The sequence below is a fragment of the Mycolicibacterium llatzerense genome (assembly GCF_025331195.1).
GTDB lineage: Bacteria > Actinomycetota > Actinomycetes > Mycobacteriales > Mycobacteriaceae > Mycobacterium > Mycobacterium llatzerense.
In genome coordinates this window covers 1,409,605-1,425,431 of sequence record NZ_LXOV01000001.1, presented here as the reverse complement: position 1 = coordinate 1,425,431, position 15,827 = coordinate 1,409,605, and the positions used below count along the sequence as shown (strand labels likewise).

The following is a 15,827-nucleotide window of genomic DNA, read 5'->3' as shown; positions in this document are numbered from 1 at the left end:
TGCGATTGGCACGGTTGCCATCAATTGTGCCGCAGACCCGTTCTGTCAGGTCATAAATCGCGCAGTGCCGCTGCGGCGGACCACGTGACCAGCGCGCGCTTGCCGGTACCCGACCAGCCCACCGGCGCCCGTCAGGATGAGGATGCCGGTGAAGCCGGGGACGGCCACCGCCGCCACCTCACTGAGACCGGCTGCGCGCAGGTAGTCAGGATATCCGGCGCGGAATGCGGGTTCGGCGACGATCTCGTTCTTTGTGCCGAAAGTGGTCGGTTGCGGTGACCGCACCGCCGGAACTTCGGCCGGTGCGCTGACGACGACCGGGCTGTCCAGTTTCAGCGCGGGAAATGCCGGCGTATCCAGCACGGGCGCCACCGGCAGGCTCCCCGTCGGCACGGGCATGCGGTTCGGGCGTCCGAGATTCATGCCCGGCACGACTTGCTCGCTCAGCATCGAAATCGACGTCTGCATGAACGGCAGCGACGTCGCGGCGTCGAGCGTGGCGTTGGTGAGCCCTGCGACGAAGTCATAGACCGGCTCGATGTGGGCGAGGACGAAAACCGGAATCGCGGCGAGCTGCGCCAGCACCGGGATGTTCGACATGTCGGGCAGCTGCGGGAGCTGATCCCACCGCGGCAACCTCGGTATCAGTGCCGCCAGCGGGATTTTCGTCAGGTCCACGCCCTGCACGGCGCCGGTCGGCGACGTGTGGACCGCCGCGGACGGCAGGGAGAACGTCAGACCACCCAGGTTGATGGTGGTCGTCGCGGCGGCCGGCTTCGGTTTGGCCGGGGTCTTGGTGGGCGACGTCGGCGACGCGGGACTTGCCGAGCCACTGCCTGGGCTGACGCCGCCCGGAGCGGGTAGACCGGGCAGGTGCGGAAGCGCCGGTAGGCCAGGAAGTCCGGGCAGGCTCGGCAGGCTGGGAAGCTTGATACCGGGGAGGCTGATGCCGGGGAGGTGGATGGCGGTGGCAGGCGCCGGGCCCGACGTGGCGGCCGGTTCCGGTTGGCCTGTCCCGCCCGTTGTGGCGGGCGCGGTGGTGCCAGTGGTCGTTCCGGTTTCCGTCTGCTGCGTCGACGAGCCGGCCGACGGCTGATGTTCGCCAGCGGCCGGGTTTGATGTTCCAGATTCCTCGGATCGACCCGGCGAAGTTGCATTGTTTTGTTTGCTGGAAGGATTGCTTTCGGACGTATTCTTGCCGGATTCACCGGTATTGCCGGGGCCGTGAACACCAGCTTCGGAGCCACCCTTGGCAACGCCGCCCGATGCGCCGCGCTTATCTGTTTTCGCGCCCGAACCCGTACTACCGGTCGACGGCGTCTGCGACTGGCCGTCCGTCGGCTTGGTCGGCCGCGCAGGGGCCTTGTGCCCGCGACCAGCGGTTGAGCTGCCGCCGGGCTTGTCGGCGTGGTGCGAAGCCCCGCCACTGTGGTCACTCGAGCCACTACCGGAAGCTGCAGAGTCAGCGAAGGCGTTTGCACCGCCCATGCCAGCGATCAACAGCCCAGATGCCGTCAGAGCGGCAGCTGTAGCTATTCGTTGGCGTGGCGCCATCGTCCCCTCCGCTTTCATGGCATCGAAAACCCGCTCTGCTGAATTCTGAATAATTGTCGCACAACTGCCCGACTTTGTTTGCTGGATAAAGTAGTCAGAAATGTGGGAAATTCCACCTTGGAATTGCGGCGTAATTCGACCTGCGACCCGGTGCCCGATTCCAGCCCACGGACGATAAGGTGGCGTCACCATCGCAGCAAGATCGTGCACACGTGTCGAGACGACCGGGAGGTCAGCCGGAATGGGCCTGTTCAAGCGACGCAAGAGCCGGGCAACCCGCCGCGCCGAGGCGAAGGCGATCAAGGCGAAGGCAAAACTCGAAGCGCGGCTGTCTGCCAAGAACGAGGCTCGCCGCATCAAGGCGGACGGTCGCCGGCAAACCAAGCGGGACCGGGCCGGTGTCAAGGCCCAGCGCGACAGCGACAAAGTGGCACTCAAAGTTGCTGAAACGCGGCTGCAAGCAGTCCGCGAAGGCAAGCTGCTGTCGCCGACCAAGATTCGCCGGCTGTTGATGGTGTCGCGAATCCTCGCGCCTGTCGTCGTGCCGGTGGCCTACCGGGCGGCGATCTCCGCGCGCGGAGTCATCGACCAACGCCGCGCGGACCAGCTGGGCGTTCCGCTGAGCCAGATCGGGCAGTTCTCCGGCACCGGCGGCGCGCTGTCCGCTCGGATCGCCGGCGCAGAGCGCTCGCTGCGCCAGGTGGCCGAGAACAAGCCCAAGGACGCCGAGACCAAGCAGTTCGTGACGACGCTGACGGGCAAGCTGGCGGACCTCTCTGCCGCGGTGACCGCGGCAGAGAACATGCCGGCCCCGCAGCGACGGACCGCGCACGCCGCCATCGACAACCAGCTCAACGGCATCGACGCAGACGTCCTGGCCCGCCTCGGGGTGTCCTGACCGCTCGGAGGAGCACCCGTATGGCAGACGAGCAGAATTCCCCCGACGAGTCGCAGCCCAGCGTTCCGGCGAATCAGACGCCGGCCAACAAGACTCCCGCCAAGAAAGCGCCGGCGAAGAAGGCCGCTGCCAAGAAGGTGCCCGCCAAAAAGGTGCCGGCGAAGAAGACTCCCGCCAAGAAGGCCGCGACCACCGCCCCGGCCAAGAAGGCCCCCGCGAAGAAGGCTCCGCCCAAGGTCGCGCCACCGGCACCGCCGGCTCCCGAACCCGCGGCTCCCCAACTCCCGGTCCCTGAACCGCCGGCGCCCGCCGAAGCGGCAGCGCCCGCCGAAGCGGCACCCGAATCTCCCACGCCCGTCGAGGTGGCACCCGCACCACTGCCCGTCCTCACGCTGGCTCCGCCCGTTCCCCAGCGTTCCGGGGTGCCGGCGGCCGCGGTGATCGCCGCGGCCGTGCTGGCCCTGCTCCTCGTGCTGCTGGTCCGACGCCGCGCCGCCGACTGACAGCGCCCCTGAGATAATCGGCGGGTGACCATCGAACCCCGCGCCACCGCTGACCTCGTCGACGAGATCTATCCCGATGTCCGCAGCTGCGATCTGCAGTTGCAGAACTACGGCGGTCGGACCATGTTCGCCGGACCGATCACCACGGTGAAGTGCTTCCAGGACAACGCCCTGCTCAAGTCGATCCTGTCGACGCCGGGCGACGGCGGCGTCCTGGTGGTCGACGGCGACGGATCACTGCACACCGCCCTCGTCGGCGACATCATCGCCGGTCTCGCCCACGACAACGGTTGGTCGGGCGTCATCGTCAACGGCCCGGTGCGCGACGCGTCGACGCTGCGCACCATCGACGTCGGCATCAAGGCGCTGGGCACCAACCCCCGCAAGGGCACCAAGACCGGAGCGGGCGACCGCGACGTCGAGGTGACCTTCGGCGGCGTCACCTTCGTCCCCGGCGACATCGCTTACTGCGACGAGGACGGCATCGTCGTCGTTACCCCGTAATCACGAACAAACGCAAACTGCCCCTTCTCGTTCGAGAAGGGGCAGTTTGCGTCTGCTGGGCTGCGAACTAAACGTTCACGGCCACACGGTGTTTGGTGAACTGCAGGGACTGCTCGTCGACCTTGCCGTACCGGATGGTCCGCATGTCGAAGAAGTAGTTCTGCTTCAGCTTCCAGGGCGCTTCCGAGCCCGACTTGGGCAGGCTGTCCATGGCGCGCTTGAAGTAGCCGGGGGTGAAGTCCATGAACGGCAGTTCGTCGACGCTGCCACCGGGGTGCTGCGGCTCGACGCGGTCAAAACCGTTGGCGTCCATGTAGTTCAGCACGCGGCAGATGAACTCGGACACCAGGTCGGCCTTGAGCGTCCAGGACGCGTTGGTGTACCCGAAGGTGATCGCCATGTTAGGCACGCCCGAGAGCATGAGGCCCTTGTAGGTCATGCAGCCGGGCAGGTCGATCGGCTCACCGTTGCGGTGCGCGGTCGCGCCACCGAACAGCTGCATGTTCAAACCCGTTGCGGTGACAATGATGTCGGCCTGCAGCTCCTCGCCGGAGGCAAGCTTGATGCCGTTCTCGGTGAAGGTCTCGATGGTGTCGGTGACGACGCCGGCCTTGCCCGAGCGGATGGCCTTGAACAGATCTCCGTTGGGCGCCAAGCAGACTCGCTCGTCCCACGGGTTGTAGCGCGGGCTGAAGTGCTTGTCGTAGTCGAAGCCTTCGGGCAGTCGACGCTCAGCCATCTGGCGCAGTGCCTTCTTGAAGACGGCCGGGAACTTGCGGGCGAGCTGGTACTGGCTGGTGCTGTAACCGATCTGCTTCCAGCGGTTCACGAAGTGCGCCAAGTGCTTCGGCAGGAACTTGTTGGTCTGCTTGGCCACCGGGTCCTCCAACGGCAGCGCGCCGATGTAGGTGGGCGAGCGCTGCAGCATGGTCACGTGGCCCACGCCGCCGTTCACCAGCGACGGGATCAGCGTGACGGCCGTGGCGCCGGAACCGATGACGACGACGTTCTTGCCGCTGTAGTCCAGGTCCTCGGGCCAGTGCTGCGGGTGGATGACCTGTCCCTTGAAGTCGGCGGCGCCGGGGAACTCGGGCGAGTAGCCCTGGTCGTAGTTGTAATAGCCGCTGCACACCGACAGGAACGACGCGGTGATCTGCTTGGCTTCGCCGCCGGCCACGATGTCGATGGTCCAGCGGTTGTCGGCGTCCGACCAGTCCACCGAGGTGACCTGCTGACCCGTGCGGATGTGCTGCCGAATGCCGTTCTCGTCGGCGGCCTCATTGATGTAGTTCCAGATCGACTCGCCGTCGGCGATCGACTTGGCGGACTCCCACGGCTTGAACCGGAAGCCGAGGGTGAACATGTCGGAGTCCGAGCGGATGCCGGGGTACTTGAACAGATCCCAGGTGCCACCGATGTTCTCCCGACGTTCCAGGATCACGTAGCTCTTGGTGGGGCAGCGGTCCTGGAGATGCCAGGCGGTGCTGATGCCGGAGATCCCGGCGCCGACGATGACAACATCGAAGTGTTCGATCATGGTACCGACGGTATCAACATGGTGTTGAGTCGGTCAACAGTGTGTTGAAAAGTTCGACAAACTGTTAGGCTCAGCTGCATGAGTACCGTCGCACAGACCCGGGCACCCCGGGGCAGACGCGCGGCTCGACCCTCGGGCGACGACCGCGAAGCGGCCATCCTGGCCACCGCGACCACCCTGCTTCAGCAGCGCTCCTTCGCCGAGATTTCCGTCGACGACCTGGCCAAAGGCGCCGGCATCTCGCGGCCTACGTTCTATTTCTACTTCTCGTCCAAAGAAGCGGTGCTGCTGTCGCTGCTCGATCCGCTGATCAAGCGGGCCGACACCGGCTTCGATGGCGCGCTCGAGGACATGCCGGCCGACCCCAGGGAGGCCATCCGGCACGGCATCGAGATCTTCTTCAGCTCGTTCGGCTCCCACCCGGCCACCGCCCGGGCCGGCGTCGAAGCCGTCAGAACAGTTCCCGAATTCCGCGAGGTCTGGGCCGGCCTCATGCAGAAGTGGATCAACCTGACCGCCGCCCTGATCACCGCAGAGCGCACGCGCGGCGCTGCGCCCGAGACCCTGCCCGCCCGGGACCTGGCTACCTCGCTGAACCTGATGAACGAGCGCATGATCATGGCCACCCTGGCCGGTGAGCCCGGGGCCGTCGCGCACGACGACGTCGTGAACACCCTCACCCACATCTGGCTGAGCAGCATCTACAGCTGACCCGTCGCGCGGGCGCTACATCACGTAGTCCGGTAGTTCGATGTCGTCGCGGAATTCTCGTCGGATCGCCCAGGCGGCCACTGCCGGGATGTCCAGCAGCCGGCTGACCCGGTTCCGGATCCAGAGGCCGGCCAAGGTCCGGGGCGCCAATGCGCCGGCGAACGCTCGGGCCGATGTCTGTTTGCCCTCGATCAGCGGTCGGAGCAGGTGCTCATAGCGGCGAAACGCTGCCTGGTGGTCGCCGCCGGCCCTGTCGAGTTCGCCGGCAAGCACGTACGCCTGCAGCATCGCCAGTCCGGTCCCCTCGCCCGCAAGCAACGACACGCATGATGCCGCGTCCCCGATCAGCGCGACGCGGCCCGCCGACCATCGGTCGACCTTGACCTGGCTGACGCGATCGAAGTACAGGTCCTCCGTCCGATCCAGCGCGGCGAGGATCACCGGGCACTCCCATCCGTCGCCGCCGAACACCTGCCGCAGGGCTCTCCTGGCAGCCGCGTCGTCAGCCGGCTCGATTCCGGCCAGCTGATCGTCGGCCACCACAAACAGGAACAGGGTCCGGTCGTTCCGCTGCGCAAACCGGGCCACCATCCGCCCGGGCTTGCCGTGGGCGAGGTAGACGAGTTCATCGCGCGGGCGGTATCCGTCGGATTCGAACGCCGCGACCCAATAGCCCAGTCGCCTCTCGACGGTGGATTCGGCGCCAAAAGCCAAGCCGCGCACCGCCGAATGAATACCGTCGGCGCCGATCACCAAGTCGAACTCGCGGTGCCTGCCGTGCTCGAACGCGACGTGCACTCTGTCGTCATGTTGATCGATCGCCGTGACGCGGTCGCCGAACACCGTCTCGACGTCGCCGTCGACAGCTCCACGGATCAGCCGCGCGAGCTCGCCGCGCGGCAAGCTGATGTATCGCCCGTCGAAAACCCGCCGGAACGGGCTGACGGCGAACCCGCCCGCCTTGCGACCGCGTTCGTCGACCAGCCGGACCTGCTCGATCCCGTAGCCGGCGCGCTGTATCGCCTCCGCCAGGCCCATCCGCTCTGCGATCGCGTAGCCGACGCCCCAGAAGTCGATGAGGTAGCCGCCGGTGCGCAACTGCGGCGCCGTCTCGATCAGCACCGGTTCGTGGCCACTGCGAGCCAACCAATAAGCCAATGTCGGTCCGGCAATACCGGCACCACTGATGGCGATCTTCATGAGGTCGCGTCGAGCCGCAGCTCGACCATCGGCAGCTGCGTGTGGGTTGGGCTGACCTCGGTGCCCAAGGTCTGGTCGAGGACGCCTTTGAGTCGGGCCCAAGCGCGCGGATGACGCTCGATGTACGCCGCCAGCGCGCGGTCGGCGGCCGACTGATCCAGCACCCGCGCCGTCGCGGCGGCCGCCGGGCGGCTCCCGGCGTAGACACTCGCCCGCGGATTGGCCGCAATGTTGCGGAACCACTGGGCTTTCGTACCGAATCCGGAGGCCACCACGTACGTATCGGCCGACGGATGGTCGATGACTTCCAGGACGACGTAGCGGCGGGCCCCCGATGTGCGTCCGGTGTGTTCCAGCATCAGCATCCGCGAACCGAACAACGCGCCCCCGCGGGCCCGATAGATCCAGATCGGCGCGCGCACGAGGCGTCGGCACCGCAGCAGCCTGGCGCCGCCGGCCGCCAGCGCACCAGTATCACCGGAGGGTGGGTTGTCGGACACGATTATTTCCCTACCTTTCTTCGTGCACTGTCGGTGCGGTCGCTCGTGTGTTGCCCGACGATCCGGTCAGTCCGTCGCGGTAAATGGCGAAAACCTCGGTGGCCCAGCGCTCCATGCCGGCGGCAGTCAGCGGGTCGACGCCGAGCACTTCGGTGAGACGCCGACGCAGCATGAGCACCGCCAGGTCGTTGATCATCAAGAAGGCTGCCCGCATCGCGGGATCGTCGCCGGCGTCTGCGGTCCCGGCCGCCACCATCGCATCCAGCGCGTCCCTGCTGATGTCGTACAGCCGCGCGAACAGGGCTGATCCCACCACACCACCAGCGATCAGCGATCTGCCCAGGTAGTCCGGTATCGGCGACTGCGGCGGCAGATGGACGGCAAACGCCTCGAGCATCGTCGGCATCGCGGAGGGCTGGGGGTCGTCGGCGTCGCCCTGTCCCGTCACCTGAGCCAGGAGCGCCTCCAGCGTCTGGACGACGTGACCGTCGACCGCCTCCACGAGTCCGTCTTTGGAGCCGTAGTGCCGGATCAGCAGCGCTGGTGAGACGCCGGCGGCGGCGGCGATATCGCGCATGGTGACCGCGTCGGGACCGCGCTCGGCGAACAGGCGCAGGGCCTCATCGCGAATCCTTGCCCGCGCTGTCCGATCGTCGACCGAAGGTAAATGCATGTTCACCAATGTAAACAATTGTTTAGTCGACCGCCAGGCCTACGCGGAGTGCGAACATATGTGCGAACATTGATCGGTGTCGGACGCCGAAGCAGCTGCGATCCTGCATGCCGACCTCGACTCGTTCTACGCCTCGGTCGAGCAGCGGGATGATCCCGCACTGCGTGGTCGACCGGTGATCGTCGGTGCCGGTGTCGTGCTCGCCGCGAGCTATGAGGCCAAGGCGTTCGGCGTCCGCACCGCGATGGGCGGGCATCAGGCCCGCAGCCTGTGTCCGCAGGCCATCGTCGTGCCGCCCCGGATGTCGGCCTACTCGGCAGCCAGCAAGGCGGTGTTCGAGGTCTTTCACGACACCACCCCGCTGGTCGAGCCGCTGTCGGTCGACGAGGCCTTCCTCGACGTCAGCGGCCTCGGCCGGGTGTCGGGCACCCCGGTCCAGATCGGCGCGGCGCTGCGTGACGCGGTTCGCGAGCGCGTCGGGCTGCCGATCACCGTCGGCATCGCCCGCACCAAATTCCTGGCCAAGGTCGCGAGCCGGGAAGCCAAGCCCGACGGGCTGCTGCTGGTGCCGCCGGATCGTGAGCTCGCGTTTCTGCATCCGCTGCCGGTGCAGCACCTGTGGGGCGTCGGGGCGAAGACGGCGGAGAAACTCCGCGAACACGGCGTCGAAACCGTCGCCGACGTCGCGGCCCTGACCGAGTCGGCGCTGGGCGCCATGGTCGGCGCAGGCATGGGCCGCCAACTGTTCGCGCTGTCGCACAACATCGACCGCAGGCGGGTGACGACGGGCGTCCGGCGCCGTTCGGTCGGCGCCCAGCGGGCGGTGGGACGGCGCGGAAACACGATGTCCGACAACGAGATCGACGCCATGGTGATCAACCTGATCGACCGCATCACCCGCCGCATGCGCGGCAGCGGCCGGACCGGACGCACGGTGGTCCTGCGCCTGCGGTTCGACGACTACAGTCGCGCCACGCGCTCGCACACCATGCGTCGCGCGACGGCGTCGACCGAGGAAATCCTCACGGCCGCACGTGGATTGGTGGCCGCCGCGGGGCCGCTGCTCACTGAGCGCGGGCTGACCCTGCTGGGATTCTCGGTGTCGAATGTCGACACCGCCGGCACCGAACAGCTCGAGCTGCCGTTCGATGGTGAGCCCGACACCGCCGCGGTGGACTGCGCCGTCGATCTGGTGCGGCAGAAGTTCGGCAATGCGTGCCTGACCCGCGGTGTGCTCGTCGGCGCGGACCCGGGCTGGGAGATGCCGATGCTGCCGGAATAGCGAGGGGCAACGCGGTGTTGCCGGGGTCATGCCGAGAAACCTGACCAAAGCAGAACGCGAACAGTTCCTCGCCGACAAGCACGTAGCGGTGCTGTCCGTGGCCGCCGAAGACGGCCGGCCGCCGTCGAGTGTCCCCATCTGGTACGACTACACCCCTGACGGGTTGATCCGGATCAACACCGGGGCCGGCAGTCGCAAGGCGAAGCTGATCGAGCAGGCGGGCGTGGTCTCCCTCGTGGTCCAGCGGGAAGAGCCGCCCTACCAGTACGTGATCGTCGAGGGCTCGGTCATCGAGACCGCCACCCCCGCACCGGAGGACGCTCGTGAAGAAATCGCGGTCCGTTATCTGGGTGAAGACGCCGGGCGCGAGTTCGTCCGCTCGATGGCAGGCGTTGCCACCGTCCTGTTCACCGTCCGTCCCGACCGGTGGCTCACCGCCGATTTCTCTGACGAGGTCTGACCGGGCGACGGCCCACTAACCCACGCGGTACGTCCACCCTGATTCGGCGACGCACTGCTGGATCGGGATCTTGATGTCATCGGTGGTGATCAAGTGGTGCATGCAGTTCGAGTTTCCTGACCAGAACAGCTGCAGGTCGCCGGTGTCGTGGCACTCGATCCACTGACCCTCGGCGTCTTGTCGCCATTCGACCAGGTGATCCACCGCGTGTAGGAGTCGGGCCTCGGCATCCAGCCTCAGGTGAATCTGGAAGGTCAGTGTCACCGCAAGGTCTTCGAGCACCTGTCGCCAGTCCGGGTCGTCGGACTTCCATTCGGCCACCAGGTCGACGCCCTCCGGTGCACCGTCACGGATCAACCATGGGCGCGCCGGGCTGTTCAGCTGCAGCAGGCAGTCGTGGAGTGTCACTTGCCCGGGATGAGTTCGATGCTGAGGCCGATGTCGGACCCTCGGATGTCGGCAACTCTCACCGTTGCCCGCCGACTCGTCGCGCCGGTGACGACGGTGCAGGCCTGAGCCGCTCCTACCGTGGCCTCGAGACCGCCATCGCAGACCACGGAGTCGATGTTCGATGTGGTTTTGAGGCTGAGTTTGGCCTTGACCGCAGCCTCCAGCTTCTCTTTCGGCATGGTGGTCGCCTGATTGCCGACGTGGACGGAGCACGAAGCCAGGATGCCCACCGCCGCCGCGAGTGCCGCGGCCCACCGCGTCTTCGATCGACCGATCATGTCGAGCTCCCTCGGCTCAGAGTTGTGCAACCACGAAACCCGATAGCAGCACCAGAAACCCGCCGACCTCACCGAGGATCAGCGCCACCATGCCGGCGTGCAGACCGCCGCTCGGGTGCTCGAACTGATTGGTGGTGTCCTGCCGAAATCCGTGCTGGATGTACGCGGCGATCGCGATCACGAAGAAGAACACCAAAACCATTGCGGCCGTGAGGTTCACCCACATCGGCCAGGCAGAGAGCTGCACGAACACGGCGACCAGCAACGTGGAGAACGAGTACAGCAGCGCGGCCCGGTGCGCGATGTCGACGTAGGGGTGCGCCAGATGATTCGGGTTGACGGCCATCTGCCGGTACTTCCAGATGCCGAGGATCAGGGCCAGCAGGAAGATCAGGCCGGCCGCGAAGATCGTGACGACGGTGGCGGTACCGAGAACCATGAGTCCGACGCTACGCGGTCCACGCGAGCAGTCGCTCGACCGGCCAGGTGTTGACGATCCGCTCCTGCGGCACATCGGCATCCAGTGCGCGCTGCGCTCCGTAGCCGAGGAAGTCCAGCTGGCCGGGCGCATGGGCATCGGTGTCGATCGAGAACAGACAACCGGTGTCCAATGCCAGGTTCAGCAGTCGGGTCGGCGGATCACGCCGTTCTGGACGCGAATTGATCTCCACCGCAACATCATTGGCGGCACATGCCGCGAACACCGCTGCCGCGTCGAACTTTGATTCGGGCCGAGTGCCGCGCGATCCTTCGACCAGACGGCCGGTGCAGTGGCCCAGCACGTTCGCCCGGCCACCGGACACCGCGCGGACCATGCGTCGGGTCATCGCGGCGGCGTCCATGGACAGCTTCGAGTGCACGCTGGCCACCACCACGTCGAGCCGCTCCAACAGCTCGGGTTCCTGGTCCAGCGAACCGTCGTCGAGGATGTCGACCTCGATGCCGGTGAGGATCCGCATTGGTGCGAATCGGTCACGGATTTCGTCGATGACGTCCAGCTGCTGACGGAGCCGGTCCGCGCTCAGGCCGTTGGCGACGGTCAGCCGCGGCGAGTGGTCGGTGAGTGCACAGTATTCGTGGCCCAAACGTTGTGCGGTAGCCATCATTTCGCTGATCGGCGCCGATCCGTCGGACCAGTTGGAGTGCAGGTGCAGATCCCCCTTCAGCGCCGTACGCAGCGCTCCCCCACCCAAATCGGCTGCCGCAGTGCGAAGTTGGAGGAGCGCTTCGGGCTCACGACCCGCCCATGCCTGAGCGATCACCGCGGCGGTCTTGGGTCCGACGCCGGCGAGCGTCTGCCAGCCGTTGGTCCGGCCCAGCTTCTCGCGATGTTCGGGAGTCAGCGCCTCCACCACGTCCGCGGCTTTGCGATAGGCCATGACGCGGCGGGATTCCTCACGCGCACGATCCTTGTAGAAGGCGATCTCTCGCAGCGCGGCCACCGGGTCCATGGGTCCAGTCTGCCAACGCGTCGAGGAAACTCACAGGAATTAGTCGACGGTCCTGACTAGTTTCAGTAATTGTGCGATTCGCCTTCAAAACCTCACCGCAAGACACCACCTGGTCGGACATGCTCGCCGTTTGGCAGGCCGCCGACGACATCGACGTATTCGAGTCCGGCTGGACCTTCGACCACTTCTATCCGATCTTCTCCGACTCCACCGGCCCCTGCCTGGAGGGCTGGGTCACGCTGACCGCGCTGGCGCAGGCCACCAAACGGCTGCGGGTCGGAGTCCTGGTCACCGGCATCCACTATCGACACCCGGCAGTGCTGGCCAACATGGCGTCCGCGCTGGACATCGTCTCGAACGGCCGGCTGGAGCTGGGCATCGGCGCCGGCTGGAACGAGGAGGAGTCCGGCGCCTACGGCATCGAGTTGGGCTCCATCAAAGAGCGGTTCGACCGCTTCGAAGAGGCCTGCGAGGTGCTCAAAGGCCTGCTCAGCCAGGACACCACGACCTTCGACGGGAAGTTCTACCAACTGAAGGACGCCCGCAACGAGCCGAAGGGCCCACAGCAGCCGCATCCGCCGTTCTGCATCGGCGGTAGCGGCGAGAAGCGCACCCTGAAGATCACCGCCAAGTACGCCGATCACTGGAACTTCGTCGGCGGCACGCCGGAGGAGTTTGCCCGCAAGCGCGACGTGCTCGCCGCGCATTGTGCCGACATCGGTCGCGATCCCAAGGAGATCACTCTGTCGGCGCACGTCCGGCTCGGCCAGGACCGCGACTACCGCAAGGTGGTCGACGAGGCTGCCGGGCTGGCCGCCGAGGGCCTGGATCTGGCGATCATCTACATCCCACAACCGCACGACCCGGCCGTGCTGGAGCCGTTGGCCGAAGCCATCCGGGACTCCGGGCTACTGACCGCCTGAGATACGGCAACCGCCCGGAGCCGAGAGATCGGTTCCGGGCGGGCTGGGTTCTTAATTATCGCGGAGGTCACAAATTGATAACGGTCAGCAAAGCAGCTGACGTTACCGCCGATTACGGTCGGCCGCGACGGTCAATCTGGCGCTAGACGCCGAAGCGGACCATGTCCGCTGCAGTGACCAGGCGTTCGTTCTTGGCCGGAAACTCGCGGCTCTTGACTGGATGGCGGAACAGGGACCAGGCAATACGTCCCATACGCGTGCGCGCTAGCGGGTTGTTGTACACGGTGATCACTCCTGCGGTCGGCGTTTGGTTGCACCGTGGGGCCAGACTATCGCAAGGCCCTCGCGATTTCATTACAACGCCGGTCACCGGCAAACCTCCGGAGGCGCGCCGAAAGTAACATTCGCGTTTCTGGTGTGACTGATGTGATTCATGTTGCGCGAGATGCCCTTAACGCCCTCTTAATTTAAGAGTGGCGCGTCGACCTAAGTGACCTACCAGACAATATGAGCTACGTCACCATGCGGATCAGACAGGCAGTTCGCGCGGCTTCCGGAACACGTCGTCGAGCGTGACCGTCCGCAGGTTGCGCTCCTTCAACAGGTCGACCAGTTGGCCGTACACGTGCGTCACCGGCAGATGGTTCAGGTGACCGATGACCACGGTCTGCTCCGTGAAGTACTTGCCCGCCATCTTGAGGATGTAGTCCTCGGTGACGATGTTCTCGTCACCGAGCGATCCCGTCCACATTGTCGGCGTCGAGTAGCCGAGCTCCGCGGCGATCTTGTCGACGATCGCGTTGTGGCTGCCGTAGGGCGGCCGGAAGTACGGCCGGGAGTCGACCCCGAAGGTCGACTGCAGGAACTTGTGGTTGCGCTCCAGCTGATCGACGATCTCATCCTTGGAGAGTTTCGCCAGGTCCGGATGCGACCAGGTGTGGTTGCCCAGCTGAATCTGCCCCGACTCCACCAACGGCAGCATCAGGTCCCGATTCTCGGTCCACGACTGGTACCTGCCGTTGACGAAATAGGTGAGCCGCATCCCGGTGTCCCGCGCGAGCTTGGTGTACGCGCGCACCACCTCGGAACTCACGCCGTCATCGAGGGTGATCGCCACCCGGTTACCGGCCACGTCCGGCAGGCTGCTGAGCTCGCCGCCACCGGGCAACGCCAATCCCATGCCGTGCCGCACCGGCTCCGACGGAGACGTCGGCGGTGCCGCAGCCACAGCAGCTGTCGGCCCGTCGAAAGCGCACCGTGCCAGGCCCACCCCGGCCACCACCGAGGCGGACAAGCCGACCAGAAAGCGTCGCCGGCTCAGCTCGGAGCCGGCGAACTGGGGTCCGTGGGTAGTGGAGTAGTTCGCCATAAGTATTCAGTTCTGGTCGATCGGGACCCGAACCGATTCATTGTGCAACTCCAGTCACATCAGCCTCATGCGACACACCCGGTGGTATCGAGCTGTTACCAACGCCATCACCCGGCGCCAACACCCGTTGTGAACTTGCTGTCCAGACGCTGTCCACGGCGCGGTTACGCTCATAGTGGGGAAACAGGGGGTGCTTGCCATGGGCATGTTCGAGAGCATGACCGAGGTCTTCGAGGCGCCGTTCAAGATCGCCAGCGGCGTGGTCAACGGTGTCAAGGACGGGGTCAGCCTCGTCGACAATGCGCGCAAGGGCGACATGGGTGGGGTCATGCAGGACGGCCTGAAACTCATGAACGATGCGAATGACCTCGTCGAGGGGCTCACCACTCTCGGCGCCGCCGTCGCTCCCCTACCCACGGCGTTCGGCGCCTCGAAAGGCACCCAGATCGCCGATTCCAAGATCATCTGGGCCGCGCAAATGCTGATCGACGGCATGAAACTGACAACAGGATCCGGGACTCCGGTCAACGGCGACGAATTCCGGGAATCCAGCAAGCGCCTCGAGGACGTGGTCCTCACCCTCATCAGCGCCGAACCACACGGCGACCGCTGGAACGGCACCGCGTCCGAGGTCTATGCCGCCACCAACGCCTCCCACCGGCGACTTACATCTCGAGTCCAAGCAGCCGATGAAACGATCGCCGGAGTCCTGGATACCGAAGCCGGTCAGGTGGCGCGTACCCGAGAAACCCTGCAGGACCAGAACGACTGGCTCAAGGCATACGACCTCGCAACGTGTTGGATGCAGGCCAGCGGCCCGGGCCGGGCCATCAAGGTCGTCCTCGACACAGCGGCATCGGTCGCCGCACTCGACATCGCCGGCGGCACGATGGTCATCCTCGTGAAGAACAGTCTCGAAAACGCTGGACGGATCACCGGACGGACGGGCGACTACACCAAGGCACAAGGTGACACGTCCGGCCCTCCTGCGAGCGAGGGCGTGTTCCCGCCGTTTCCCGAGGACAAGTTGCCGGGCGCCGATTCCCGGCAACCCGGCAGCCGAATGCCCGAGAAGGGCCAAGACGTCCCCCCAGAACGGTCCCAGCCGCGGACGCCCTACACGGTGCCGTCCCCGGAGGAACCCGAGCAACACGGTCCCGCGGCCACCCCGTACGACGCACCGAGTACGCCGACACCGGTGGCGCCGCTTCCGTCCGGCACTCCGCCAGCGGTCCCTGCCTCGGCACAAGCACAGCCGGCAGGACCGGGACCTGGCGCCGCCCCCAAGATCGCGGCGACTCCACTGCCCGTGGCACCCGCAGCATTCGCACAGCCGGCAACTCCGGCCGCCGGACCCGCAGCGGCAACGGCACCGGCCAATCCAGCGCCGCAGGCGCCAAGAGGTCCCGCGCCAGTCACCCAACCATCGGCATCGGCTGGGCCCAGCGCACGTAGCTCGGGTGAACGAGCCCCTATCCCTGGTACTTCCGTGGACCCTGAAAGCGCCACGCAGCCGGCGACCAACCAGTCCTGA

Annotated in this window: 19 protein-coding genes; 8 read left to right on the top strand and 11 right to left on the bottom strand. The window is 66.2% G+C overall.

The window, feature by feature from the left end:
* Positions 1-45: 45 nt before the first annotated feature.
* Positions 46-1,488 (bottom strand): hypothetical protein, encoded by a 1,443-nt coding sequence (locus A7G45_RS07180; protein WP_260935295.1) that lies wholly within the window; start codon positions 1,486-1,488, stop codon positions 46-48.
* 307 nt (positions 1,489-1,795) lie between these two features.
* On the opposite strand from A7G45_RS07180, the gene A7G45_RS07175 reads away from it, so the two are divergent.
* Genes A7G45_RS07175 through rraA form a run of 3 tightly spaced genes read left to right on the top strand, consistent with a single transcriptional unit; the run spans position 1,796 to position 3,459 of the window.
* Positions 1,796-2,452 carry a DUF6474 family protein gene (locus A7G45_RS07175; RefSeq protein ID WP_043402454.1) on the top strand — a complete coding sequence of 219 codons (657 nt, stop codon included), beginning with the start codon at positions 1,796-1,798 and terminating at the stop codon, positions 2,450-2,452.
* Positions 2,453-2,472: 20 nt separating this feature from the next.
* Positions 2,473-2,955, top strand: a complete 483-nt coding sequence (locus A7G45_RS07170; RefSeq protein ID WP_260935292.1) for a hypothetical protein — start codon at positions 2,473-2,475, stop codon at positions 2,953-2,955.
* Between the two features lie 24 nt (positions 2,956-2,979).
* Positions 2,980-3,459, top strand: a complete 480-nt coding sequence (gene rraA / locus A7G45_RS07165; protein ID WP_260935290.1) for a ribonuclease E activity regulator RraA — start codon at positions 2,980-2,982, stop codon at positions 3,457-3,459.
* Positions 3,460-3,526: 67 nt separating this feature from the next.
* Here rraA and A7G45_RS07160 read toward each other — a convergent pair whose 3' ends face one another.
* Positions 3,527-4,996: a flavin-containing monooxygenase gene (locus A7G45_RS07160; RefSeq protein WP_260935289.1), complete on the bottom strand. Its 1,470-nt coding sequence runs from the start codon at positions 4,994-4,996 to the stop codon at positions 3,527-3,529.
* A 78-nt stretch (positions 4,997-5,074) separates the two neighbouring features.
* Here A7G45_RS07160 and A7G45_RS07155 point away from each other — a divergent pair, with 78 nt between their 5' ends.
* Positions 5,075-5,707, top strand: a complete 633-nt coding sequence (locus tag A7G45_RS07155; RefSeq protein WP_260935287.1) for a TetR/AcrR family transcriptional regulator — start codon at positions 5,075-5,077, stop codon at positions 5,705-5,707.
* A gap of 15 nt (positions 5,708-5,722) precedes the next feature.
* Here A7G45_RS07155 and A7G45_RS07150 read toward each other — a convergent pair whose 3' ends face one another.
* From A7G45_RS07150 to A7G45_RS07140, 3 genes are read right to left on the bottom strand one after another with little or no spacing between them, the layout of a single operon-like run.
* Complete coding sequence (locus tag A7G45_RS07150) at positions 5,723-6,907, bottom strand: FAD-binding domain (RefSeq protein WP_260935285.1); 1,185 nt, start codon at positions 6,905-6,907, stop codon at positions 5,723-5,725.
* On the bottom strand, positions 6,904-7,407 hold the full coding sequence (locus tag A7G45_RS07145) for a nitroreductase family deazaflavin-dependent oxidoreductase (RefSeq protein WP_260935284.1): 504 nt from the start codon (positions 7,405-7,407) through the stop codon (positions 6,904-6,906). Before A7G45_RS07145 ends, A7G45_RS07150 begins: the two co-directional genes overlap by 4 nt.
* Before the next feature lie 10 nt (positions 7,408-7,417).
* A complete protein-coding gene (locus tag A7G45_RS07140; protein WP_260935281.1) occupies positions 7,418-8,080 on the bottom strand; it encodes a TetR/AcrR family transcriptional regulator in 663 nt (220 codons plus the stop codon).
* Between the two features lie 76 nt (positions 8,081-8,156).
* Here A7G45_RS07140 and dinB point away from each other — a divergent pair, with 76 nt between their 5' ends.
* Positions 8,157-9,362: a DNA polymerase IV gene (gene dinB / locus A7G45_RS07135; RefSeq protein ID WP_260935280.1), complete on the top strand. Its 1,206-nt coding sequence runs from the start codon at positions 8,157-8,159 to the stop codon at positions 9,360-9,362.
* Positions 9,363-9,390: 28 nt separating this feature from the next.
* Positions 9,391-9,822, top strand: a complete 432-nt coding sequence (locus A7G45_RS07130; protein WP_043985817.1) for a pyridoxamine 5'-phosphate oxidase family protein — start codon at positions 9,391-9,393, stop codon at positions 9,820-9,822.
* Between the two features lie 15 nt (positions 9,823-9,837).
* On the opposite strand, the gene A7G45_RS07125 is transcribed toward A7G45_RS07130, so the two are convergent.
* From A7G45_RS07125 to A7G45_RS07110, 4 genes are read right to left on the bottom strand one after another with little or no spacing between them, the layout of a single operon-like run.
* A complete protein-coding gene (locus tag A7G45_RS07125; RefSeq protein ID WP_260935278.1) occupies positions 9,838-10,230 on the bottom strand; it encodes a hypothetical protein in 393 nt (130 codons plus the stop codon).
* The gene (locus A7G45_RS07120) at positions 10,227-10,550 is read right to left on the bottom strand and encodes a DUF4333 domain-containing protein (RefSeq protein WP_260935277.1); all 324 of its coding nucleotides are present in this window, start codon (positions 10,548-10,550) and stop codon (positions 10,227-10,229) included. Before A7G45_RS07120 ends, A7G45_RS07125 begins: the two co-directional genes overlap by 4 nt.
* A gap of 16 nt (positions 10,551-10,566) precedes the next feature.
* A complete protein-coding gene (locus A7G45_RS07115; protein ID WP_260935274.1) occupies positions 10,567-10,989 on the bottom strand; it encodes a hypothetical protein in 423 nt (140 codons plus the stop codon).
* A gap of 10 nt (positions 10,990-10,999) precedes the next feature.
* Entirely contained in the window at positions 11,000-12,001 is a 1,002-nt protein-coding gene (locus tag A7G45_RS07110) for a PHP domain-containing protein (protein WP_260935272.1), read from the bottom strand.
* Positions 12,002-12,072: 71 nt separating this feature from the next.
* Between A7G45_RS07110 and A7G45_RS07105 the strand changes: the two genes are divergently transcribed.
* On the top strand, positions 12,073-12,924 hold the full coding sequence (locus A7G45_RS07105; protein WP_260935270.1) for an LLM class F420-dependent oxidoreductase: 852 nt from the start codon (positions 12,073-12,075) through the stop codon (positions 12,922-12,924).
* A 142-nt stretch (positions 12,925-13,066) separates the two neighbouring features.
* On the opposite strand, the gene A7G45_RS07100 is transcribed toward A7G45_RS07105, so the two are convergent.
* Complete coding sequence (locus A7G45_RS07100; protein WP_260938201.1) at positions 13,067-13,207, bottom strand: hypothetical protein; 141 nt, start codon at positions 13,205-13,207, stop codon at positions 13,067-13,069.
* 246 nt (positions 13,208-13,453) lie between these two features.
* Positions 13,454-14,245 (bottom strand): polysaccharide deacetylase family protein, encoded by a 792-nt coding sequence (locus A7G45_RS07095; RefSeq protein ID WP_260938038.1) that lies wholly within the window; start codon positions 14,243-14,245, stop codon positions 13,454-13,456.
* Between the two features lie 247 nt (positions 14,246-14,492).
* On the opposite strand from A7G45_RS07095, the gene A7G45_RS07090 reads away from it, so the two are divergent.
* Positions 14,493-15,827, top strand: a complete 1,335-nt coding sequence (locus A7G45_RS07090) for an EspA/EspE family type VII secretion system effector (protein WP_260935268.1) — start codon at positions 14,493-14,495, stop codon at positions 15,825-15,827.